Source organism: Pseudomonas phytophila (genome assembly GCF_025643095.1).
GTDB lineage: Bacteria > Pseudomonadota > Gammaproteobacteria > Pseudomonadales > Pseudomonadaceae > Aquipseudomonas > Aquipseudomonas quasicaspiana.
Map to the genome: position 1 here is coordinate 1470459 of NZ_CP081201.1, position 22442 is coordinate 1492900.

The 22442-nt window shown below is 58.2% G+C and carries 19 protein-coding genes and 1 riboswitch; of the genes, 2 read left to right on the plus strand and 17 right to left on the minus strand.

Features of this window, described 5'->3' with window-relative positions:
* Positions 1 to 335: 335 nt before the first annotated feature.
* The 12 genes from K3169_RS06490 to K3169_RS06545 form a co-directional block, all read right to left on the minus strand.
* Positions 336 to 569: a cysteine-rich CWC family protein gene (locus K3169_RS06490; protein WP_263270673.1), complete on the minus strand. Its 234-nt coding sequence runs from the start codon at positions 567 to 569 to the stop codon at positions 336 to 338.
* Positions 566 to 2047 carry a sensor domain-containing diguanylate cyclase gene (locus K3169_RS06495; RefSeq protein WP_263270675.1) on the minus strand — a complete coding sequence of 494 codons (1482 nt, stop codon included), beginning with the start codon at positions 2045 to 2047 and terminating at the stop codon, positions 566 to 568. Before K3169_RS06495 ends, K3169_RS06490 begins: the two co-directional genes overlap by 4 nt.
* Positions 2048 to 2178: 131 nt before the next feature.
* Positions 2179 to 5304 carry a dermonecrotic toxin domain-containing protein gene (locus K3169_RS06500; RefSeq protein ID WP_263270677.1) on the minus strand — a complete coding sequence of 1042 codons (3126 nt, stop codon included), beginning with the start codon at positions 5302 to 5304 and terminating at the stop codon, positions 2179 to 2181.
* A gap of 75 nt (positions 5305 to 5379) precedes the next feature.
* On the minus strand, positions 5380 to 5772 hold the full coding sequence (locus tag K3169_RS06505; RefSeq protein ID WP_263270678.1) for a hypothetical protein: 393 nt from the start codon (positions 5770 to 5772) through the stop codon (positions 5380 to 5382).
* 99 nt (positions 5773 to 5871) lie between these two features.
* Positions 5872 to 7689 carry an allophanate hydrolase gene (gene atzF / locus K3169_RS06510; RefSeq protein WP_263270680.1) on the minus strand — a complete coding sequence of 606 codons (1818 nt, stop codon included), beginning with the start codon at positions 7687 to 7689 and terminating at the stop codon, positions 5872 to 5874.
* 28 nt (positions 7690 to 7717) lie between these two features.
* The gene (locus tag K3169_RS06515) at positions 7718 to 11803 is read right to left on the minus strand and encodes a 5-oxoprolinase/urea amidolyase family protein (protein ID WP_263270683.1); all 4086 of its coding nucleotides are present in this window, start codon (positions 11801 to 11803) and stop codon (positions 7718 to 7720) included.
* 247 nt (positions 11804 to 12050) lie between these two features.
* Entirely contained in the window at positions 12051 to 12671 is a 621-nt protein-coding gene (locus K3169_RS06520; protein ID WP_027899752.1) for an urea amidolyase associated protein UAAP2, read from the minus strand.
* Positions 12672 to 12682: 11 nt separating this feature from the next.
* A complete protein-coding gene (locus tag K3169_RS06525) occupies positions 12683 to 13405 on the minus strand; it encodes an urea amidolyase associated protein UAAP1 (RefSeq protein ID WP_122398366.1) in 723 nt (240 codons plus the stop codon).
* A gap of 12 nt (positions 13406 to 13417) precedes the next feature.
* The gene (locus K3169_RS06530) at positions 13418 to 14191 is read right to left on the minus strand and encodes an ABC transporter ATP-binding protein (protein ID WP_263270686.1); all 774 of its coding nucleotides are present in this window, start codon (positions 14189 to 14191) and stop codon (positions 13418 to 13420) included.
* Complete coding sequence (locus K3169_RS06535) at positions 14188 to 15003, minus strand: ABC transporter permease (protein WP_027899755.1); 816 nt, start codon at positions 15001 to 15003, stop codon at positions 14188 to 14190. Before K3169_RS06535 ends, K3169_RS06530 begins: the two co-directional genes overlap by 4 nt.
* Positions 15004 to 15030: 27 nt before the next feature.
* The gene (locus K3169_RS06540) at positions 15031 to 16101 is read right to left on the minus strand and encodes a putative urea ABC transporter substrate-binding protein (RefSeq protein WP_122708026.1); all 1071 of its coding nucleotides are present in this window, start codon (positions 16099 to 16101) and stop codon (positions 15031 to 15033) included.
* A gap of 59 nt (positions 16102 to 16160) precedes the next feature.
* Positions 16161 to 16262: riboswitch (guanidine-I (ykkC/yxkD leader) on the minus strand.
* 66 nt (positions 16263 to 16328) lie between these two features.
* Positions 16329 to 16583, minus strand: coding sequence for a hypothetical protein (locus tag K3169_RS06545; RefSeq protein WP_263270689.1), 255 nt, complete (start codon positions 16581 to 16583; stop codon positions 16329 to 16331).
* Here K3169_RS06545 and K3169_RS06550 point away from each other — a divergent pair.
* Positions 16561 to 17061: a hypothetical protein gene (locus tag K3169_RS06550; protein ID WP_231677808.1), complete on the plus strand. Its 501-nt coding sequence runs from the start codon at positions 16561 to 16563 to the stop codon at positions 17059 to 17061. The two genes, K3169_RS06545 and K3169_RS06550, sit on opposite strands and share 23 nt — an antisense overlap.
* A gap of 99 nt (positions 17062 to 17160) precedes the next feature.
* Here the strand turns inward: K3169_RS06550 and K3169_RS06555 are convergent, their stop codons facing one another.
* The 3 genes from K3169_RS06555 to K3169_RS06565 form a co-directional block, all read right to left on the minus strand.
* Entirely contained in the window at positions 17161 to 17502 is a 342-nt protein-coding gene (locus K3169_RS06555; protein WP_122398368.1) for a type II toxin-antitoxin system HicB family antitoxin, read from the minus strand.
* Complete coding sequence (locus tag K3169_RS06560) at positions 17499 to 17750, minus strand: type II toxin-antitoxin system HicA family toxin (protein WP_099268543.1); 252 nt, start codon at positions 17748 to 17750, stop codon at positions 17499 to 17501. The genes K3169_RS06555 and K3169_RS06560 overlap by 4 nt, the downstream gene beginning before the upstream one ends.
* 86 nt (positions 17751 to 17836) lie before the next feature.
* The gene (locus K3169_RS06565) at positions 17837 to 18949 is read right to left on the minus strand and encodes an enoyl-CoA hydratase/isomerase family protein (protein ID WP_263270692.1); all 1113 of its coding nucleotides are present in this window, start codon (positions 18947 to 18949) and stop codon (positions 17837 to 17839) included.
* 164 nt (positions 18950 to 19113) lie between these two features.
* On the opposite strand from K3169_RS06565, the gene ung reads away from it, so the two are divergent.
* A complete protein-coding gene (gene ung, locus K3169_RS06570; RefSeq protein WP_263270694.1) occupies positions 19114 to 19806 on the plus strand; it encodes a uracil-DNA glycosylase in 693 nt (230 codons plus the stop codon).
* Positions 19807 to 19900: 94 nt separating this feature from the next.
* Here the strand turns inward: ung and K3169_RS06575 are convergent, their stop codons facing one another.
* Both K3169_RS06575 and K3169_RS06580 read right to left on the minus strand, forming a co-directional pair.
* Entirely contained in the window at positions 19901 to 20935 is a 1035-nt protein-coding gene (locus K3169_RS06575) for an AbrB family transcriptional regulator (protein ID WP_263270696.1), read from the minus strand.
* Positions 20928 to 22442: a tripartite tricarboxylate transporter permease gene (locus K3169_RS06580; protein WP_027899762.1), complete on the minus strand. Its 1515-nt coding sequence runs from the start codon at positions 22440 to 22442 to the stop codon at positions 20928 to 20930. The genes K3169_RS06575 and K3169_RS06580 overlap by 8 nt, the downstream gene beginning before the upstream one ends.

Below are 22442 nucleotides of genomic sequence, written 5' to 3' on the forward strand. Positions count from 1 at the left end.
TTTGGTGTGATGGTGAGGAGGACAGGTATGTTACCTGTTCCCGCGCAAGATCCATTAGGTCGAGCGAGTGCTGGCGCTGATTCGGGACAATTCTTGTAGGCGCTGCCGAAGGCTGCGACGGTGTTTTTTCTGAAACTCCGCAATTCGCAGCCTTCGTCAGCTCCTACAGATTTAGCACCAGCCATCGCGAATGAAATCTCCCACGGTTCTGCGAGATTCGTAGGACCGGATTTAGCCGGGAGGAGGGCAGGACAGTCGCCAAATTTTCTTTGTAAGAAATGCCGTCCTCCCGGCTAAAGCCAGTCCTACAACGTCAAAAGCATCTTCCAAAGGCTTCAGTCGGGGCAAGGATCAGTCTTGTCCGAAAGCGCATCACTGATCCCCGCACAGCGTGGGCACAGGCAGGCTTTGTTACGCAGTTCTTCCGGCAGGGCCTGGATCACCGCAGGGTCAATGCTCACTGAAAAACACCAGCACGCCTGATCCGCCGTGCGCGGGTCGGCCAGGGTGCAAGCGTTGCTTGCGCCGCAGGCCGGGCAGATTTGTGGAGTACTGGCTGAGGTGTTCATGGTGCCCTTGGCGTCTCCGTGCAAATCTGGTTGCGACCGTTTTGCTTGGCGCGATACAGCGCGCTGTCTGCGCGGGCGATCAGGCTTTGCAGCGTATCGTCGGGCTGCAACCGGCTCAAGCCGATGCTGACCGTCACATACAGCGGTTCGCCGGAGAACGTGTAACGGTGCTGTTCGGCCAGCAGCCGAATTTTTTCCGCGACATCATGGGCATCAACGGTATCAGTGCCCTTGAGCAAGATGATGAACTCTTCGCCGCCCCAACGACAAATGATGTCTGACTGACGCAAGCAGCTTTTCAGGTCTTCAGCAAAACCGGCCAGCACTTCATCCCCGGCCAGATGCCCGTGGGTGTCGTTAAGTCGCTTGAAGTGGTCCAGGTCCAGCAGCATGGCTGTGAGTGGGCGAGCATCGCGCTGAGCATCCTTGAGGGTCTTGACCGCCCACAGATTGAAGCCGCGACGGTTCGGCAGGCCGGTCAGGCTATCGAGGGTCGCCTGGGCTTCAATTCGGTACTGGAAGCGGTTGACCACCAGATTCAGCAGGTAAACCACTATGAGCGTGATCACCAGACAGATAAGCAGGTTCAGGTACAGCGAGTGGCGTATGTCACTCAGTGCAGATTCCTCTTCCTTGTCGACGAACAGGTACCAGTTCAGTTCCGGTATGTAACGTACGTTGAGGAAGTGTTCCTTGCCGTTGACCCTGTGCTCGTAAGTGCCGCTGAGCGGTTTGGGCATTTTGCTCAGCAAGTCGGCCATGCTCGGCAACTGACTGAGTGACTCGCCAATTGCTGCGCCCTGTGGACCTCCGCTTTCGCCGGTCAATACGATGCGGCCGAAGGCATCGACAAAATAAACGCTGCGCTCATAGCGCTGTTGGTAGCGGTCGATCAGTTTGATGACGGCATCCACGGTCAGCCCGACGCCGGTGGCACCAATGAATTTGTTGTTGTAGTCGAAGACTTTGTAGTTGATGAAAAACGTCAGGTTGTCCTTGTTGGCCATGTCCGGATCGACGTTGATCTCGTACGGAGCTTCCATGTCCCGGACGCGGTAATACCAGACGTCTCGCGGCTCCCGGGCGTCGATTTTCTTCAGGATGCCTTTGGCCTGGTAATACGTCAGGCTGCTGTCGGACACGAAAAACGTGGTGAACGCCCCGTAGTGGTCCATCACTTCTTTGAGATAACGAGTGATCTGCTGCGTATTGCGCTCGCCTTCCACAACCCAGTCACGCATGAACGTGTCGCGGGCCATCATCGAAGAGATCAATACGGGGCGAACCAGATCTTTCTGGATTTCCGAATACACGGTGTCGGACGTCAGCGGCAGCTCGGTATTGATGATGTTGTCGCGAATGGACTCGCGCGACGAGTAATAGCTGAGCAGCGAAGTTGCCAGGAAACCACAGCCCAGCACGATCACCAGCGTAAATAAAAGCGAGCGTTGCGAAGGGCGAGCAGAGCGAAAAGCCATAACGTGTCCGATTGTTTTGCCTGTCCGTTGACGCAGGCATGCTAGCCCGCCGGTATTCTTTACGCTATGGCGAAGTTGAATGTTTTCGGCGATGTTGAACTCATGCTTACCGAAAATCTGTAATTCCCCACTCATGGGACTCTGTACACAGGGGCGATGCGAAGCAATGACTTGAGCGCTGAGCAGCGACAATGCAGCAGCAGAATCCTGTCGTAATGAATGCCGGCTTCAGACAGTGCGTTGAACATTTGCTCCAGAGCAGGGGGTGTCATGCCGAAGCGGTTTCTGACCGTCAGTACGTCCATGGGAGTGGGGGCTGACAGCGTATTTCTGAACGGCGACTGATTGGAGTTGCGCACGACATGGCTAATGTCCTGATAGCTTTCGCCGTAAGGGCTCTGGAATTTTGACAGGGTGTAGTTCTTTATCATTCCCGGCCGGGCAGTGCCTGCCAGCAGTTTGTCGGTCAGCTCATAGGCCTGACTCAGGGAACTTGCGGGTGCTGTCTGCTGCGTATCGAGGAGAGCGAAAGGGCTCACTTGCTTGCTGACTACCCGATGGAGTCTGGGGTCGACCAGCTCGTATCCATGCGGCGCGTAGACTTGCAGCTCCGTGCCGTTGGGGATGGCTGCATTTTTGCTCCAGGGCATGTAATAACCGTGGCTACTGACCACCAGTGTTCGCGCTTGTCGGGTTTCGGCGGTCCACAGCAGAAACTGTCGTTTCAGCTTCCAGGCTTTGACCGCCAGCGTGGAAAACGCAGGGTGACCAGGAATATTCCAGACTTTCAGTACGGCATCCGTATGGAAGAACTGCTCAAAGCGGGTTTTCCGGTCAGGCATCGAACGGTTAAGCCAGATACCGAAGCTTTTAGTACTGGATGCTGATGCAAGCGCAGGACGTAAAACGGGCTTGACCGGCGTCGCCAGCTTACGCAGAGCATGGGTCAGTCTAGGCATGGAGGGCGGCAGTTGTAGTAGTCCCAGCGACAGAGCACTGAGCAATGCCTGTTGTTTCTCGGCATAACGTGCACCTGGCAAGTTCGCCGAGCCGATATTCAAAGCTGCGATACCGAGTTCGGTTGCCAGAGAAGCAATCAACGCGGGCGTCAGCAGTACCGACATAGGCGCTATCAGAAACTGCAACTGTTGAAGCAGGCGTGTCCAGTAGCGAAGTGATACTTCCCGGGAGGTGACAACGGTGTCATCCGCGTTCCAGAGCGCGTTCTGCCTGAGCATATCCGCGATGTGGGCGAACGGTGACCCTGTGATGCGCTGCTCCTTCAGTTCCTGCGCCAGAGCTTTGCGTGTGTCGTGATTGAGCAATACATCAGTCCAGGGACGCAACAAGGACACCGGTTCACTGGGTGCCTGCTCTCCTGCCCAGACTTTCAGGATGTACGTGAGCCGCTCATGGTGGCGCACGGGGACGTAATGACGAACGCTATCTCGCCACGTCTGGCTGTGTGCTGCATGGCGTAGATAGCGGTTAAGTTCGTCCTCGCTAGCGAATTCTATAAACGCTTTGAGTATGCCCGCCTGATAAAGCACCCGTTGCGCTCTGCCGGGAAGGCTTAGTACCAGAAGGCTCGGGCAGTATTGTTCGGTCGGCCCGTCAAACAGGGAGTGCTGTAGATAGACACCGGGTATGGTCCATTCAACCCGCGCGCCCCGGGTTCTGATGTTCAGTTGCTCAAGCGCTTTGATGATCAGATCGAACCCCTCACGCTGCAAGGTGCCATGCTTGAAGCATCGCAATGCCTGGTTCACGAACTGACTTTGCAAGGTCGCCTCGATGGCGGCCTTGTGCTGCGCCCAGAACTCATCGATTTCCTGGTGCATCACGTTCAGAAAGTTGATCTCACGAATGACATTTTCAATGGCCTGAACGTCCATGGGCAGCTCTTGGCGAGCGTCCCATTTGCCTGTTCCGGTCACGTCGAGGTAGACCGCGTTACGGCCTCCGTTATCGATATAACCGGCTGGGGATGCGACGCGGTAATTGCCCACCAGTGCTTCGCTCAGGCTGATGGGCTTTTCATCCGGGACCTGAATGTCGATAGCAGGATGCCGGGCGTCGCCAAGCGGGGTGGTGGAGTGGCCCCGCAGGTAACGAATGAACACCTGATCGGGGTTCACTACCCACTGATGTTTTTCTCTTAGCGCCTTGGCCATGATTCTGGCGGCAGTGGCCAAGGGAACCGGAATCTGCTGCAGAACATCGGGGTGCGATTGCCATATATCTACTGCGCCGAGCAGGCTCAGGCTACGCTCTATGCTTTTGAAGGGATGAGGTTGAGCGCTGATGCCGACCTGCGTCTCGATATACTCCAGAGAGCGTGTTTCCTGAGCCGCGGTAATGGCTGAAAAAATATCTCCGTCGATTTCCGAAAGGCTGGCTGGCCCGGAGTAGTCATGCAAGCCGGGGAGGGTCTTCAGGGCTTCAACGAACTTTCTACCCATGTGCGTTGGCTCATTGCTGATGTACTCCACTGGCGCATTTCGACCTCCCGGCATGTGGATAAAGCAATGCGATGTGTTGTTGGACCGTATCTGAAAAGCGTCGGGTAGATCCTGTTCGTTGATCGACAGCAGGTGCGCAGTAGCGCGCGACCCTCGGGCGGGGATTTCCAGGCAAGCTGCCGAGTCCGGAAACGCCTCCAGACCCAAGGCCTCCAGGGCGAGCTCATAGCCTTCGCGAGTAATCTGCTTACGAGCGTATTGCCGAGCCAGTTTGTCCAGAAAAGACAGCTTGGCCAATGCCCGGTAAGTATCCCGGTGCCTGGCCCAGAAACTTTCCATCAGTGCGGAGTAGTCGAAGAACCAGCGGCTATTGATGATCAGGTTGAGCGCAGCCTGTGCGGTAAGGGCAGGGGTTGATTCATCCAGCGGCTTGTCTGTGAAGGTGTGCTGCAGAAGTACGCGCATCATCTCGCCATTAAAGGACAGCACGCCGATGTCGGTGAGCGTCATGCGCCGCGAATATCGCGCGCGGCCCTGATTGTTGACCTCGGGATTGGTTTCAGTGCGAAAGTTGATGCTGAGCTTGTCGGGGGACAGGGCTTTGCCGGTGGTCTGTTGCAGCAGGTGCCGCAACTGCTCGCGTATGTAAGCGCGGAGGGTAGGAGGGTAATCCATGTCCAGCTGGGTGGCTTTGAGCAGCAGCGTCGATTGGGCGATGAGTTTGAAGCCGGGACTTTGCCTCAGGTTTTCCAGACGCTTGCGATGAGGGTCTGTGTGGGGTGTTTGATCGTTCATAAAAAAGCCGACTTGGTGAGTTGAAGGCTCACTATGTCGGCTGGTTTTTTGGGATTGGGCTAATTATGTATGGGACTAATCACAAGACTTGTAATTCATTCGCGAATGCGTTTTTCCTGTAAAAAAATCTGCGTCTGACACACCGCTTTCGCGAATAAATTCGCTCCTGGCGGGATGTGCGTTCAGTGCGTAAACACCTGTTTTTCGTGGCAGCGAATTCATTCGCGAATGCGTTTTTCCTGTAAAAAAATCTGCGTCTAACACACCGCTTTCGCGAATAAATTCGCTCCTACCGGGATGTGCGTTCAGCGCGTAAACACCTGTTTTTCGTGGGAGCGAATTCATTCGTGAAGGCGTTTTTCCTGTAAAAAAATCTGCGTCTGACACACTGCCTTCGCGAATAAATTCGCTCCTGGCGGGAGGTGCGTTCAGTGCGTAAACACCTGTTTTTCGTGGGAGCGAATTCATTCGCGAATGCGGTTTTCCTGCAAAAAATCTGCGTCTGACACACCGCTTTCGCGAATTAATTCGCTTCCACCGGGGGGTGTGTTCCAAGCCTGTTTAGCTCTATTTATCAGCCTGCAGATAAGCCCTCCAGCCACCCAGATGGCTGATTTTTTTTGCGCCCTCCAGCCCATAAGCTTCGCAGATAAACCCGCACTCCCAGCGGCCATCAGCCAGTTGCAATTTGCCTAAACCCAGTGGCGCCGGAATACCGGTGAGGAATGAGCCCAGTTCGCGGCTTGGCAGTTCCCAGACTTCCACTTCGATGGCGACTCCACTTTGGTCCACCCGGACCATGCCCGGCCGGAAGGGCGGGCCGCCTGCGAGTGCATACAGCTGGTAGTCCGGCGAACTGTGTGTGGTTTCGACCAGGCGAGCACCGCGCTGTTTGAGTTGCCAGTTCAGCGCCAGGCCATCCAGATGCGCGCCGCACACCACCACGCGGGTCATGTCATTACGGGCGACGGTGGCCGGTTTGTTCAGTTGCGTTTTCAGGGGGCCAATCAATTGCAATCCGGTGTGACGTTGCAGAGCGTCGGCCACACTCAGCAAATACTGATCAGTAAACACCCGGCCAAACAGCGTCACGCCCCAAGGCAGTCCGTTGTTCATGAACGCGCTCGGTACGGCAATGGCGGCATAGTCCAGCAGGTTGACGAAGTTGGTGTAGTAGCCCAGGTCCGAATTGCGCAATACCGGTTCGGCTTGCAGCTCGGCGTTGGTCACCGGACGGGGAATGCTTGGCGTTACGACGAAGTCCAGATCTTCCATGGCCTTGTCGCAGATCGCCTTGAGCGCTTGCAGGCGGTATTGGGCGCGGAATGTTTCCACGCCACTGACAGCAGGGGCCTTGGCCAGCACCGCTTTTATCACTGGCAAAACGGCGTCGGGATTGCTTTCCAACAGTTCGCCCGCAACGCTGTAGCGCTCGGCGACCCACGGCCCTTCGTACAGCAGGCGCGCGGCTTCAAGGAACGGTGACAAGTCCAGAGTGACGGCTTGGCCACCCAGCGCGGTCAGGTGGTCAACGGCGTCGCTAAATAGTTGCGGACCCTGGGTGCAACCGAAGAACTCCAGATCCTCTGCGCGTGGAACGCCGAAGCGGAAGGGACGTGGCACACCGAATGCCGAAGCATCGTTCCACAGCGGGTTGCTGCGGCTGTATTCGTCACGCGCATCGAGTCTGGCGGTCAGGCTCAGCAACTGGCTGGCTTCGCGAGCGGTGGCGGTGAAAGTCGTCACGCAATCCAGCGTGCGGCAGGCCGGTACGACGCCTGCGGTGGAGATCAGACCTTTACTGGCCTTCATGCCCACCAGATTGTTCAGCGCAGCGGGTACCCGGCCCGAGCCTGCTGTGTCGGTGCCCAGCGAGAAACTGCTGACGCCCAGCGCGACGGCGAGTGACGAACCCGAGCTGGAGCCGCCCGAGGGATATTCTTTGAGCACGCTGTTCGGGCAGGCGCCAAAGGGCGAGCGGCTGCCGTTCAAACCCGTGGCGAACTGATCCAGATTGGTTTTGCCCATGGGGATCGCCCCCAGCGCTAAAAGCTGTTCGACGATCGTCGCCGAATGTTCCGGGGTGTATGCATACGCCACGCAAGCCGCTGTGGTGGGAATGCCCGCCAGATCAATGTTGTCCTTGATCGCGAAAGGGATGCCGTAAAGCGGCAGGTCCTTGATATCACGACCCTCCAGTGCGGCGAGGTAGGGCTCCAGTTCGTTCGGAGTCAGCAGGTGAATGAACAGGTGATATTCGGGGTTCAACGCAGCGGCTTTTTCCCGCAAGGCAAGGATCAATTGACGGGGTGTCAGGTTGCCGAATTCATAGGCCGCACGGACTGAATCAAGGCGCAGGTCGTGCAACGTTACTTCAAGGCTCATAGAAGAATTCCATCAAAAAGTAAAAGGATCAGTCGGCTTGCAGCACGACGACACGCTGACCTGCACGCACTGCCGAACCGGGCTGGACGCGCACCTCGCGGACCACGCCGGAGGTCGGTGCCAGCAGCGGAATTTCCATCTTCATCGACTCCAGAATCACCAATGTCTCACCTGCCTCGACACGCTGGCCGACATCGACCTGCACCTGCCAGAGGTTACCGGCGATATGACTGTCGACGCTGTGCTCTCCAGCGTTGAGCGGTGCCTCTTCGGTCAATGGCGAGACGGCTTCTTCGCTTTCGAAATTGGCCTGACCGCTGGCGATCCAGCGTTCACGTTCAGCGTTGAACGCCGCTTGTTGCTGGCTGCGGAATGCGGCGATGCCTTCGGCTTCGCGATTCAGGAATGCCTGATAGTCGGCGAGGTTCAGCGTGCTGTGTTCGATCTCCAGGTCATAACGGCCCAGCGGGAAATCACGACGGATGCGCAGCAGTTCTTCAGCGCTGACCGGGTAGAAGCGGATCTGATCGAAGAAGCGCAGTAACCATGGTTTGCCGTCGAAGGCGGCGACTTCGCGGTAGCGATTCCACATCTGCAAGGTGCGCCCCACAAACTGATAACCACCGGGGCCTTCCATGCCGTACACGCACATGTACGCACCGCCGATGCCCACCGAGTTTTCGGCGGTCCAGGTGCGAGCCGGGTTGTATTTTGTGGTGACCAGTCGATGGCGCGGATCCAGTGGCGTGGCAACCGGTGCGCCCAGGTACACGTCGCCCAGGCCCATGACCAGATAGCTGGCCTCGAACACGGAGCGCTGTACTTCATCGAGGTTGGGCAGGTCGTTTATGCGCCTGATGAACTCCAGATTGCTCGGGCACCAAGGGGCGTCTTTGCGCACGGTAGTCATGTATTTTTCGATGGCGAGCTGACAGGCCGGATCATCCCAGGACAACGGCAGATGGACGATGCGCGAAGGGACTTGCAGGTCTTTGGCCGCGCAGACGGCGTCCCATTCGCCAGCGACGATATCGAGCAGTTGCGCCATCGGTAGTTGTTCTGGCTGGTAATGCACTTGCAGTGAGCGAATGCCCGGCGTCAGGTCGATTACGCCTTGCAGATGCTTGGCTTCCAGCGCCTGCATCAAGGCATGGCCGCGGAAGCGCAAGACCAGATCCAGCTCAGGTGCGCCGATCTCCAGCAACAGGTGGGTATCGCCGGAGAGGCGGGCGACCAGGCGGGTGTCGTCTGCGCCAATATCCAGAACGATGGGTGACGTCAATTCTGCTGGAGCGATGCTCGCTTCCAAAGGTGTCAGATCAGGCACCGCGTCGCCTGCTTCGCGAATGAATTCGCTCCCACCGGACTGCGCTGCACCGCCGGCCCCCTGTAGGAGCGAACTTGCCCGCGATGAAGGTAGTTCAGACGCAGAAGATGCATCGGATGCACCAGCCTCATCGCGAATGAATTCGCTCCCACCGGACTGCGCTGCGCCGCTGTCCCCCTGTAGGAGCGCGCTTGCCCGCGATGAAGGTAGTTCAGACGCAGAAGATGCATCGGATGCACCGGCCTCATCGCGAATGAATTCGCTCCCACTGGAATGTGCTGCACCGCCGTCCCCCTGTAGGAGCGCGCTTGCCCGCGATGAAGGCATTCCAGACGCAGAAGATGCATCGGATGCAACGGCCTCATCGCGAATGAATTCGCTCCCACCGGACTGCGCTGCGCCGCCGTCCCCCTGTAGGAGCGCGCTTGCCCGCGATGAGGGCATTCCAGACGCAGAAGATGCATCGGATGCAACGGCCTCATCGCGAATGAATTCGCTCCTACCGATAAATCTGCGTGCCTGTTCAAGGCTCACCGCATGAAACATCACCTTGTCCCCAGCCTTGAGCTGGCCCAGTTGCCAAAGGTCGGCTTCAATGATCGTCACCGGGCAAACAAAGCCGCCCAGGCTTGGGCCATCAGGACCTAGAATCACCGGCATATCACCGGTGAAATCCACTGCGCCAATCGCATACGGGTTGTCATGAATGTTCGATGGATGCAGTCCCGCCTCTCCGCCATCGGCCCGGACCCATTCCGGCTTCGGCCCGATCAGGCGCACGCCGGTGCGGCTGGAGTTGAAGTGCACTTCCCACTGGGTGGCGAAGAGCGTCTGCATGTAATTTTCGGTGAAGTATTCAGGTGCCCCATGCGGGCCATAGATCACACGGATATGGCGCACGCTCGGCAAGTCCTCCAGTTGCTCTGAAGGGACCTGCTGCCCGGCGCTGCGATCAATCAGCGGCGCTATATGCAGCACGTCGCCCGCCCGCAAAGCGCGCCCGCCATGCCCACCAAACTGGCCGAGGGTGAAGGTGCTTTTGCTGCCCAGATAATCCGGCACATCCAGCCCGCCACGTACACACAGATAACTGCGCGCACCGGCCCCGGCAATCGTGCCCAGCGCCAGTTGTGAACCGGCGGGCACGAACACTGCTGTGTTCATTGGCTGCGGCTGACCGTCCAGCGTCAGCGGAATAACGGCGCCAGTCACCGCGATCACCGCGTCGGTATTGAAGCGCAGCAACGGGCCGCTCATGGTGATTTCCAGCGCAGCGCAACCTTCGGCATTGCCCAACAAACCGTTGCCCAAACGCAAAGCACGGCTGTCCATCGGACCGGACGGCGGTACGCCTACCGCCCAGTAACCCAGACGCCCCGGATAATCCTGCACGCTGGTTTGGGTACCGCCACTGAGCACTTCAAAGGTATCGGCCTGATAGACCAGACCTTCCAGGCAGCGAGTCCATGGCTGGCCACTGGCGAACGGTACGTCGGCGATAATCTGCCGCAGGTAATCGCGATTGGTCTCCACGCCATACAGGCGGGTTTCGCTCAAGGCATTGGCCAGTCCATCGCTGGCCAACTGGCGATTGGGGGCCCAACTGATCACCTTGGCGATCATCGGATCGAAGAACGGCGGGATTTCGCAGCCTGCTTCTACCCAGGTATCGATGCGCAAGCTTTTGCCATCCACAGCCGGGAAGTTCACCGCCGTCAGTAAGCCAGGGCAGGGCTGAAAATCCCGGCCTGGATCTTCGGCGTACAATCGCGCCTGAATGGCGTGGCCGCTGGGCTTGAGTGCGGCTTGCAGTTCCGACAACGGCGGTAGGTCACCGGCTGCCAGTTGCACCATCCAGCTGACCAGATCTACACCCCAGACTTGCTCGGTGACGCCGTGCTCGACTTGCAGGCGGGTGTTCACTTCAAGGAAATAGAAGCGCTGATCGTCGCTGTCGAAAACAAACTCCACAGTTCCTGCGCTGCGATAGTTAACGGCTTTGGCAAGTTTGATCGCCGCCATGCACAGCGCTTCACCCATGCCGTCGGGCAAGTTTGGCGCAGGGGTTTCTTCGAGGACTTTCTGGTTACGCCGCTGTACGGAACAGTCACGCACGCCAAGGGCCAGCACTTCACCGCAACCGTCGCCGAAGACCTGCACTTCAAGGTGCCGGGCGCGCTGGATGTACTTCTCGATGAATACGCCGGAGTCGCTGAAGTTATTCTGTCCGAGGCGTTTAACGGCTTCGAAGGATTCGCTCAGTTCTGCGGCAGTGCGGCAGACGCGCATGCCAATCCCGCCACCACCCGCGGTGCTTTTCAGCATCACCGGGTAGCCGATGATTTCAGCCGCGCTCAGGGCAGCTTCGACGCTGTCGAGTAGCTCGGTGCCTTCGAGCATTGGTACACCGTGCTTCTTCGCCAGCGCACGAGCGGTGTGCTTGAGGCCGAAGACCCGCAGTTGCTCGGGCGTTGGGCCCACGAAAGCGATCCCTGCGTCTTCACAAGCCTGAGCAAAGGCCGCGTTTTCCGAAAGAAAACCGTAACCGGGATGGATGGCTTTAGCGCCACTGGTTTTGGCGATGGCGAGGATTTTGTCCACCGCCAGATAGGTACCGGCTGCGCCGCCTTCACCCAGGCTGTGGGCTTCGTCGGCTTCCAGCAGGTGCAGGCTGGCAGCGTCCGCTTCGGAATACACTGCGACGCCTTTGACGTGCAGTGCACGCAAGGTTCGCAGGATGCGGCAGGCAATGGCGCCGCGGTTGGCAATCAGCAGTTTGTCGAACATGGCTTGAACCCCGGAAGTCGATCAGCTCGACCTCAAACTGGGAAGCGGGCCGTCCCGCTATTGATGTGTCTGCACGAGGGTCGTCCGTCGTGGTGTGTTCAGGTGCTGCAAAATCTGGATTGCAATGGAGATTCCTTGTGGGAGCAGAGCTTGCTCGCGATAAGGCTAGACTCGGTTCACTTTGGATCGCGTCCAGCCTTATCGCGAGCAAGCTCTGCTCCCACAGGTATACATGCAGCCGGAGAGATCAATTCCAGACGTGCAATTCAGCCGGTGTCGGGTTGTAGCCGTTGCACGGGTTATTCAACTGCGGGCAGTTGGAGATCAGCACGATCACGTCCATTTCTGCGCGCAGTTCCACGTACTTGCCGGGGGCGGAAATGCCGTCTTCAAAGGTCAGCCCGCCATCAGCGGTGACCGGCACGTTCATGAAGAAGTTGATGTTTGGCCCGATGTCGCCTTTGCCCAGGCGACCATCGTGGGCACAGGCGCGCAGGTAGTTGTCGCGGCAGCTGTGCATGTGGCGTTTTTCCAGGGCGTAACGCACGGTGTTGCTCTCTTGCGCGCAGGCACCGCCGAGGGTGTCGTGGCGACCACAGGTGTCATCGACGATGGTCAGCATCGGCTTGCCGAGATTGGAATACAGCACGCTGCCCGTGGTCAGATAAACGCTGCCTTGACGGCGCAATGTGCGCTGTACGTCATAGCGCTCACGAGGGTTGGCAAGGCTGAAGAACAGCGTATCGATTGCCTGGTTGCCCTCCAGATCGAGGATGCGCAGGGTTTGCCCGGCCTTGAGCTCGGTCAGCGACGGCTCGCCTGCCGGGATGTGAGTAGTGGTGGTCGGGATGTTGGAATGCAGACTCATGACAATGCTCCTCAGGCGAACAGGCGGTCGGTGTTGATGAAACCGCGCTCGTTTTCCGGGCGGGACGTACGGCAGTGTTCGGCGACGCTGGCGTCGGCTTTCATCCAGCTCAACTGGACCGGTTGTGGCGCGTATTCCGGGTTCGGGTCCATGGGGTGTTGCAGGGCGGTGAGCACGACCAGCGTGTCCATCGGTGCGTACAGCTCGATGTAGTCACCCGCTTTGGAGTTGTTCGGCACGAAGTGCAGTTTGCCTGCGTCGTCAACGCTGACGCGGCTGAACAGGTTCAGTGTCATCAGCAGATCGGACAGCCCCAGGCCCCACTTGCCCAGCTCGACCAGCAGGTTATCGACGCCGTTGCGGAAGAAGCCATTGCGCAGTTCCTGATAGCGGCCCTGGCCGTACTTTTCCGCAACTTCATCGGCGCAGAGCACGCCGCCGATGCTGTCGCTCCAGCCGCAGGTGTCAGCCGTAATCGCTGTCAATACGCGGCCCATGTCCGAATACAGGCAGTGGCCGCTGGTGAGCTTGGCGGTGTGTTGGCACTTGAGGCTGTCGGGCAGATTCAACCGCTCGGTTTTTTCGTGAGCGTTTAGCATCGTCAGGCTGACGTTGGCATTGCCATTCAAATCGGTCAGGCGCAGCAGCTCACCGCGCTTGAGGATGAACGAACGATGGCCGCCACCGGGCAGCAGTTCTTCGGCAAAGACCGGGAATAACGTGTTTGTGGTCATGAGCAATGTCCTTTAAGCCTGTTGCAGCGAATCAAGCGCGGCGCGTGCGGCGCGTGCGGCGCGGCGGTCGCTGTTCAGGGGGATGTCGTAAGTGATGCGCGCGCCATAAGCGCCGGGTGCGTGAGGGTCGATGCGCACTTTGTCGAAAACCAACAGACGAGTGCCGAGGTTGAAGCCTTCGGACAGGTCGTGAGTGACCATGAACACGGTCAGTTGGGTCTCGCGCCACAGCTCCAGCAACAAGGCGTGCATGTCTTTGCGAATGCCAGGGTCGAGCGCGCCGAACGGTTCGTCGAGCAGCAGCACCCTGGGTTTCATGATCAGCGCTTGAGCAATGGCCAGCCGTTGTTGCATGCCGCCGGAAAGCTGCGCGGGGTATTTATCCAGCGCGTGACCAAGGCCGACTTTGTGCAGCAGTTGCGCAGCCTGTTCCCGGGCTTCGCGCTTGGCTTTACCAAACAATCGACCAAGGAATGCCGAGCGTGGGAGCTCAAGACCCAGCGCGACGTTGTCCAGTACTGAAAGATGCGGGAACACCGAATAGCGCTGGAACACCACGCCGCGACTGGCATCCGGCTCGCTCGCCAGTGCCTTGCCGTCCAGGGTGATGCTGCCTTTGCTGGCGACTTCCTGGCCCAGCAACAGGCGCAGAAAGGTCGACTTGCCGCAGCCCGAAGCGCCCACCAGTGTGCAGAACTCGCCTTCGGCTACGCTCAGATTCAGGCCTTCCAGCACCACCAGGTCGTCGTATTGCTGCCAGACGTTATTGACTGAAATGAAGCTCATCCGCGTGCCCCCTCATACCAGGGAAAGGCTTTACGGGTCAGCGCCTTGAGACCCCAATCCATGAGCCAGGCCAGCAGGGTGATCCAGACCACATAGGGAAGAATCACGTCCATGGCCAGGTAACGCCGAACCAGAAAGATCCGATAGCCAAGGCCATCGGTGGAGGCGATGGCTTCAGCGGCGATCAGGAACAACCAGGCCGAGCCCAGCACCAGTCGCAGAGCGATCAGCAGGCGTGGCAGCAATTGCGGCAGGATCACCCGCAGGATCAGCGTCCAAGTTGATGCGCCCAACGTCTGCGCCTTGATCAGCAACTCGACGGGAATTTCCCGGGCGCGCTGCTCAAGGTCGCGGGCCAGAATCGGGGTGATGCCGATCACGATCAGCATCACTTTCGACAGCTCGCCCAACCCGAAGACAATGAACAGGATCGGCAGAATCGCCAGCGGTGGCACCATCGATAGCACCGTCAGTAAGGGCGACAACGGTGCGCCGAACAACGGCAGAATCCCCGAGGCAATGCCCAGGCACAGGCCCAGCAAGGCGCTGATACCCAAGCCGATAGCCAGACGTTGCAGACTGGAACCGGTGTCCTGCCACAGCAGATAGCCGCCGCTGCGTTGGTCCTCGGTGAAGGCCATGCGTTTTACTGCATCGGCCATCTGAACCGCACTGGGCAACAGCTTGTCGTTGGGGTTTTCCGTCAGCCGGGTTGCCGAGCCCGTGAAATAGGCGAACAGCAGCAAGGCGAACGGCAGGAGCACCAGGATCAGGCGGCTGGCGCGATCCGGGCGGCGATTTATCAAGCGCATGGCAATGACCTTTCAGCGGGACCCGGATTACAACTTGCCGTCGGCAGCCATCTGCACGTAACTCGGATCGAAGTGCAGCTTCTGGTTGGCCTTGTCACCGGAGGTCACGCCATTGGCGAAGGTCATGCCCACCGCGCTGGAGTCTTTGGCGCCTTCACCGAGCAGGCCATGCTCGAAGGAGAAGTTGGCGACTTTGCGCATGGTGTCCGGCAGCTGTTTGCTGGTGGCGAACTCAAGCGCTTCCTTGGGAGTGGCGAACAGTTTGGTGGTGTCCAGTTGCGCCTGGAAACCGGCCAGATCGGTGCCGGAAGCTTTGGCCATGTGCTCAAGAGCGGCTTTGCTCTGGGCGTTTTTCGCGTTCATCAGTGCGACCACTTCAAACCATGCGCCTGTAAGGGCTTTGCCCAGTGCCGGGTTGTCTTTCAGGGTCTGGGTGTTGACCACCATCATGTCCATGATCTCGCCAGGAATCTGGCTGGAGTTGAACACTTCAGTCACGCCGGGCTTGGCTTTGATGTCGGCCAGCATCGGGTTCCAGGTGGTGACGGCTTGCACGTCATCAGTGTTGAAAGCCGCAGAGATATCCGCATCGGACGTGTTGACCACTTTCAGGTCTTTTTCTGCAAGATCGACGCTGTCCAGCGCGCGGGCCAGCAGGTAGTGGGAAACGGAAAGCTCTACCAGGTTGACGTCCATGCCTTTGAGGTCGGCAACTTTCTTGCCGGTGCCCTTGATCACAATGCCATCGTTGCCGTTGGAGAAGTCGCTGACTACCAGCGCGGTGCTTTCTACGCCGCCCGCAGCCGGGATGGTCAGCGCGTCCATGTTGGTCATGGTGCAGCCATCGAACTGGCCAGCGGTGTATTGGTTGATGGATTCGACGTAGTCGTTGAGCTGGGTGACATCGATTTTGATGTCGTACTTTTTCGCCCATTTATCGACGATGCCTTGAGTGCCTGCGTATTCCCAAGGCATCCAGCCGGCATAAATCGTCCAGCAAACATTGAATTCTTTTTTAACGGCGGCGTGTGCCGGGGAGAGGATCGATGCAGCGATGAGGCCTGCGGTGAGCAGACCTAATAGACGGGACTTTTGCATGTTTACCTCCAGTAGCGAAAGAAAGGCGATCAGGAGCAACGCGACACCACTGGTGTCCTGTCTCCCGGGCTTTTATCCCGCCGTGTAACCTCTACTGGAGGTCGCCAACTCTTGGACCAGCCACTCGCCAAAGGCGAGCCGGAACCCTAGTCAGCTATTGCAAATTGTGGTGCCGCGAACCTGAGTTGACTCCTGCACACGGTTTGTTAAGCGATAGTTGTGCCAAGTCATGGAAAGGCCCGCACGCCGTGGCTGACAGCGATTCTGATGATTACTACGCTGATGCGTTTTGCTGTGACATGGTGCGCGAGCGCACCGCGATGGGGCGGCAGCTCGTCAGGTGACAGGCGGATCAGGGCACTGGAGGGTCTTTTTAATGTCTTATTTTCGTCTGTTGCAGTTTGATAGACGCCGACCAGCGTCGCTGGTGCGTGCACTACCGCGGTCCAGGAGGCCGCCATGTATCGACGAACCTTGCTCATCGTTTTGCTGACCCTGAGTCTCGCAGGTTGTTACACCGACTCAGGCTACTATTCCTCCCGGGTGACGGAGTTACCGACCACTTACGGAACCAGTGTTTACTCTTACGACAATGGCTACAGCTCTAATTACTATCAGGAGCAGCGCATCTATGTAGCGCCTCAGCCTCGCTACTATTCAGTGCCACAGGTGCGTTATTACTCACCTCCGCCGGTGCGGTACTACGCGCCGCCTCCATTACCACGGTATTACCAGCCAGGCCGTCCGCCCGGCTACGGTTGGGGTGACAACCGTTATCGCGGCAACTCCGGGTACCGAAATTCGCCGCGTAATGACTTTCGCGGCAATCCAGGCCGACCCGGTCCTTCGTGGGGAAATGGTCATGGTGATGGCAGAGGCCACGGCGGTCCCGGCAGGGGCGGTGGACGAGGTGACGGTCGAGGCGGTCGCGGTGGCGATGGTCGAGGCGGGCATCGGTAGGTGAATCAAAAGCGGCGTTCCATTGGGGCGCCGTTTTTCTGTCTGATATGTACCTTCGGACTATCGGCTCATCACGTTTATCAACCTGCAGCTTTATAGTCACGCATGGTGACTCAGATATTCTCGAAGCGCTTTACGTGTCAGGTCATTAAGTGAAATTTTATCGCGGGTCGCGGCAACGCTGGCTGCCAAATGCAGGTCATGCCCGACCCTGACATTGAACGAGCCTTTGCAGGGCAATTCCGGGTCTTGCCCGAGAGTTGAGCAAGTATCCAGATAGTCATCTACCGCGTTACGAAAGGATTGAGATAGCTCCGCCACGGTTTCGCCTTCATAGTTCACCAGTGCGCGTATGAACTGAAGTTTTCCGAACAGGCAGTTATCTTCAGGGCTGGCTTCAATTGAACCGTAATAGCCCCGGTGCTGTAACAGCGTACTCATGAAATCAGACCTCCCGCTTTCAGATGCTCGATAACCTGTCGTTTAACGTATGCCTTTATCTCATTGCCTGGATGGGGGCGATGCAGGTTTATCATCGCTTGAGCATTGCCGTTATCAAATTTGACGCGGCTGCCATCACCCTCGATTTGCTTGTAGCCGAAACCTTTCAACAGCGCGACCAGTTCTGGCCAGCTAAATCCCGATTGCCTGTTCAGTAGCTTGGCGAGCAGCTTTTCTTGCTTGGACATCCGGCCTCCATTCCGTGCGACTGATTCTAGTCGCACGCGGAAAAGAGGTCAAACGGAGCTTGGCCCGGTGATGTCGAGCAAAAAATTCAATATGCCGACAAATCCGCCAACGGATGCCGTCCTTCCCACGCCTTGCTGAAGTGCGCATCGATTACCGCCAGCGGAATCGTCGCGACGTCCTGCCAATGCCAGTGGGGCGTGTTGTCTTTGTCGATGAGCCGCGCACGCACGCCCTCGCTGAACTCCGGATGGCGGCAGCAATTGAGGCTGATGGCGTATTCCATTTGCAGCACTTCAGCCAGCGACATGTGGCGGGAGCGCTGGATTTGTTCCCAGACGAGGTGTGCAGTGAGCGGGCAGCCGTGGGTCAGGTTTTTTGCGGCGCGGGCCAGCAGTACGTCATCGCTGTGCTGCAAGTGGCTGATCGCATTCCACGCGCAGGGCAGGTTGCCGACGTCGAGCAATTCGTCGATCTGCCCTCGGCGTGGCAACCATTGCGCCTCTGGCAATCGACCAAGGGCTTCGTGTTGCAGGGCCTTGAGCAGGCTATTGAGCTGGATTGAGGTTTGCTCCTGCCAGTTCAATTGCTGCAGGCCTTCGATCAAATCCTCCTGTTGCTCATCAAGCATGAAGCGATCAGCCAGATCCAGATCCAGAGCGTCATGCGCATTGATGTGAGCGCCAGTCAGTCCCAGAAACAGGCCGAGCTTGCCGGGTAGACGTGACAGGAACCAACTGGCGCCAACGTCCGGAAACAGCCCTATGCTGATTTCCGGCATGGCCAGCCGACTGCTCGGCGTCACAATCCGCGTGCTTGCGCCTTGCAACAGACCCATGCCGCCACCGAGCACGTAGCCGTGGCCCCAGCAGATCAGGGGTTTGGGATAAGTGTGCAGGCTGTAGTCGAGTCGATACTCGGCGGCGAAGAAGTTGGCGGCCAGGGGTGGAACTTCGCCGGGGTGTTCACGACACTGATCAACCAGCGAGCGGACGTCGCCACCGGCACAGAACGCCTTCGCGCCCTTGCCGCGCAGCAGAACGCAGACGATTTTTTCATCGCTGGCCCAGGCATCGAGCCGTTCTTGCAGGTCGAGGATCATGGGCAGCGATAGCGCGTTCAACGATTGTTCGGCGTCCAGAGTGGCAATGCCGATGCGTGCGCCATCCTGAGCCGGGAATTCTTCAAATTGCAGATTCATCGTGACCTCTCGAGGGCAATGCATGTATCCAACACAGGTGTGATAGTCCTGCGTCGGGTTAAGTTGCATGAGGTTCAGTGTAGGAAAAGGTTGGGTGCGACGAGCTGATTTGACATTGGCGGCCAGCTTTCCTAGTGTCCGCGCATTGATTTCAGGGTGTGACCATGACAAGCGACGACCGCATCAAACTTGACCCCAGCTGGAAGCAGGCACTGCGTGAGGAGTTCGAAAAGCCTTACATGGGCCAGTTGCGTGAGTTCCTGCGCCAGGAACATGCAGAAGGCAAGGAAATCTATCCGCCCGGGCCGCTGATCTTCAATGCGTTGAATTCGACGCCGCTGGACAAGGTCAAGGTGGTAATACTGGGTCAGGATCCGTATCACGGCCCCGGTCAGGCTCACGGCTTGTGCTTTTCGGTCCAGCCGGGCGTGCCTGCGCCACCTTCGCTGGTCAACATCTATAAAGAGTTGAAGCGTGACCTGAACATTGATATCCCTCGCCACGGCCACTTGCAATCCTGGGCCGATCAAGGGGTCTTGATGCTCAATACCACGCTGACCGTAGAGCGCGCCAATGCTGCGTCCCACGCCGGCAAAGGCTGGCAGCATTTCACCGATAAGGTCATCGAGACGGTCAGCGCCCAGCAGCCGCATCTGGTGTTCATGTTGTGGGGCGCCCATGCGCAGAGCAAACAGAAACTGGTCGATGCCACCAAACACCTTGTGCTGACGTCGGTGCATCCTTCGCCGCTTTCGGCCTATAAAGGCTTTCTGGGGTGTGGGCATTTCAGCAGGGCGAACAAGTATCTTGAGCAGAACGGTATGGCGCCGATTGAGTGGCGATTGCCGCAGGATTGATGAGATCACATCTTTTGCAGGAGCTGCCGAAGGCTGCGAAGGCGGTGTGACATGGAAATCGTTTCGCAGCCTTCGGCAGCTCCTGCATAAAACGCTAATCTCCAGCCCGTCGATTCCAATACCGAAAAATCGGCTCGGCCAAAAACAGTACAAACAACAATCTCATTACCTGCATCGCAGTCACCAAGGGTACTGATAGCTGCAGGACTTCGGCTGTTAGGCTCATTTCCGCAATGCCGCCAGGCATCATTCCCAGGGTCAACGAGCGCAAGTCGAGATGAGTCGCGGTGCTCAGGGCGAAAGCGGCGAGGGCTGCGATAAACATGGTCAGGGCAGTGCCGAGCAGTGTCCGGGCTATAAATGACGGTGCGCGGCGAAAGAACTGGCGATTGAAGTGGCAACCTAGCCCGCTGCCGATCAACCACTGACCGGTCTGGCTGCTGCCGTCCGGCAGGCCAATATGCAGATCGAAGCTGACGCTGATGGCCGCACTGACCAGTAAAGGCCCGAACAACCAGGGATTGGGCTGCTTCAACCGTTGCCAGAGCCAGGCCACCGCCGCACCCAGCGGGAACAATACCGCCAGCCACAGCCAGTTGACGCTTCCAGCGTGAACAATCGGCGTGCCTTCACCCATCAGGTATTTGAAGATTGCCGGAACGCAAAGTACCACCGTCAGTACCCGCAGGCTTTGCCCGGCGGCGACGCTACTGAGGATGGCGCCATTGCGTGAACCGAGGTTGACCATTTCCCCCGAGCCACCGGGCATGCTGGAAAAGAACGCCGTTGCGCGGTCTTCTCCGGTACGAAGCATGAGCCACACACCCACCACACTGGAAATACTGGTGATCAGTGCCGCGAAAAAAATAAGCCCGAAGTGCGCCAGGACTTGCTCGATCACCACCGGGGTGAAGTGCAAGCCAATACCAATGCCGACAATCCATTGGCCGCATTTGCGGCCGCCGGGTATTTCGGCCAGTTGCCAGGGTGTCAGGCACCGAACGAGGATGATCGCCAACAGCGAGCCGACCATCCAGGGAAGAGGCCAGCCGACCTGGCTGGCGAGGTAACCGCCAGCCAGGCCGACCAGCGGTGTTGCCCACCAGCTTTTGAAAGGTCTATCAGACACTGGTCGCTGCACTGCGTTGGGCATTGCGCTTGCGCCAGATACGGATAACCGGGAACAGCAGCATGACGATGGTCAGCGCCCAGACGCCCATGGTGATCGGGCTGGACCACAGAATCTCCATCGCACCGTTGGAAATCGACAGTGCGCGACGCAGGTTCTGCTCCATCAAACCGCCCAGGATGAAGCCCAGCAGGATTGGCGACAGCGGGAAATCCAGCTTGCGCAGGATGTAACCGAAGATGCCGATGCCGACCATCAGGAACAGGTCGAAGGTGGTGGCATGCACAGCATAGACGCCGATCCCGGTGATGATTGCAATCACAGGCACCAGTGCCCAGTTTGGCACATTGAGGATGCGCGTGAAGATGCGGATCATCGGAATGTTGAGGATCACCAGCATGATGTTGGCGATGAACAACGAAGCGATAAGGCCCCAGACGATGTCCGGTTGCTGTTGGAACAGCATGGGCCCCGGTGTGATGTTGTACAGCGACAATGCGCCGATCATCACCGCTGTGGTGCCCGAACCTGGAACCCCCAGTGTCAGCATGGGCACCAGAGCGCCGCACGCTGAAGCACCAATAGCCGTTTCAGGGGCGGCCAGACCGCGCATGTCGCCTTGGCCGAACTTGCCACTGGCACCGGCAATACGCTTCTCGGTCATGTACGCCACTGCGCTGGCCAGTGTTGCACCGGCACCCGGCAGTACGCCCATGATGAAACCCAGCAAGCCGCAGCGAATGTTCACCACGAACACCGAGCCCGCTTCCTTGAGGTTGAACATCATGCGGCCGGTGGCTTTTACCGCTTCCTGACCACGGTGGGTTTTTTCCAGCAGCAAGAGAATTTCGCTGATGGAAAACAGACCCAGTACCAACACCACAAACTGGATACCGTCAGTCAGGTGGATGTTGTCACCGGTGAAGCGGTATACGCCGCTGTTGGCATCGATCCCGACGGCCGACAGGAACAGACCGATCAAGGCTGCAATAAAGGTTTTGACGGGCCGGTCACCCGCCATGCCTCCAAGGCAGACAATGGCAAACACCATCAGCACGAAGTATTCCGCAGGTCCAAAGGCTATCGCCCATTTCGCCAGTAGCGGGGCGAACAGCACCATGCCGCAGGTGGCGATAAAGGCACCAATGAATGAGCTCCATGCCGACAATGACAGGGCGACGCCTGCCAGGCCTTGACGGGCCATTGGGTAGCCGTCGAGGGTAGTCATGACGGTCGATGCTTCGCCCGGAATGTTCAGCAGGATCGAGCTGATTCGGCCGCCGTATTCACAGCCCAGATAAACTGCTGCCAACAGGATCAGCGCCGATTCCGGCGGCAGGCCCAGGGCAAAGGCAATCGGGATCAACAACGCAACACCGTTGATCGGGCCCAGGCCCGGGAGCAGCCCGACCACCGTGCCGATCAGGGTTCCGGACAGTGCGGTAATGAGGTTGTAAGGAGTCAGTGCAACGCCGAAGCCCTGGCCCAGATAGCTGAAAGTATCCAT

Excerpts from the sequence above, each read along its gene's own strand:
- K3169_RS06490 (WP_263270673.1), bottom strand. The coding sequence starts at position 569 with ATGAACACCTCAGCCAGTACTCCACAAATCTGCCCGGCCTGCGGCGCA.
- K3169_RS06495 (WP_263270675.1), bottom strand. The coding sequence starts at position 2,047 with ATGGCTTTTCGCTCTGCTCGCCCTTCGCAACGCTCGCTTTTATTTACG.
- K3169_RS06500 (WP_263270677.1), bottom strand. The coding sequence starts at position 5,304 with ATGAACGATCAAACACCCCACACAGACCCTCATCGCAAGCGTCTGGAA.
- K3169_RS06505 (WP_263270678.1), bottom strand. The coding sequence starts at position 5,772 with ATGAATTCGCTCCCACGAAAAACAGGTGTTTACGCACTGAACGCACCT.
- atzF (WP_263270680.1), bottom strand. The coding sequence starts at position 7,689 with ATGAGCCTTGAAGTAACGTTGCACGACCTGCGCCTTGATTCAGTCCGT.
- K3169_RS06515 (WP_263270683.1), bottom strand. The coding sequence starts at position 11,803 with ATGTTCGACAAACTGCTGATTGCCAACCGCGGCGCCATTGCCTGCCGC.
- K3169_RS06520 (WP_027899752.1), bottom strand. The coding sequence starts at position 12,671 with ATGAGTCTGCATTCCAACATCCCGACCACCACTACTCACATCCCGGCA.
- K3169_RS06525 (WP_122398366.1), bottom strand. The coding sequence starts at position 13,405 with ATGACCACAAACACGTTATTCCCGGTCTTTGCCGAAGAACTGCTGCCC.
- K3169_RS06530 (WP_263270686.1), bottom strand. The coding sequence starts at position 14,191 with ATGAGCTTCATTTCAGTCAATAACGTCTGGCAGCAATACGACGACCTG.
- K3169_RS06535 (WP_027899755.1), bottom strand. The coding sequence starts at position 15,003 with ATGCGCTTGATAAATCGCCGCCCGGATCGCGCCAGCCGCCTGATCCTG.
- K3169_RS06540 (WP_122708026.1), bottom strand. The coding sequence starts at position 16,101 with ATGCAAAAGTCCCGTCTATTAGGTCTGCTCACCGCAGGCCTCATCGCT.
- K3169_RS06550 (WP_231677808.1), top strand. The coding sequence starts at position 16,561 with ATGTATCGACGAACCTTGCTCATCGTTTTGCTGACCCTGAGTCTCGCA.
- K3169_RS06545 (WP_263270689.1), bottom strand. The coding sequence starts at position 16,583 with ATGAGCAAGGTTCGTCGATACATGGCGGCCTCCTGGACCGCGGTAGTG.
- K3169_RS06555 (WP_122398368.1), bottom strand. The coding sequence starts at position 17,502 with ATGAGTACGCTGTTACAGCACCGGGGCTATTACGGTTCAATTGAAGCC.
- K3169_RS06560 (WP_099268543.1), bottom strand. The coding sequence starts at position 17,750 with ATGTCCAAGCAAGAAAAGCTGCTCGCCAAGCTACTGAACAGGCAATCG.
- K3169_RS06565 (WP_263270692.1), bottom strand. The coding sequence starts at position 18,949 with ATGAATCTGCAATTTGAAGAATTCCCGGCTCAGGATGGCGCACGCATC.
- ung (WP_263270694.1), top strand. The coding sequence starts at position 19,114 with ATGACAAGCGACGACCGCATCAAACTTGACCCCAGCTGGAAGCAGGCA.
- K3169_RS06580 (WP_027899762.1), bottom strand. The coding sequence starts at position 22,442 with ATGGATACTTTCAGCTATCTGGGCCAGGGCTTCGGCGTTGCACTGACT.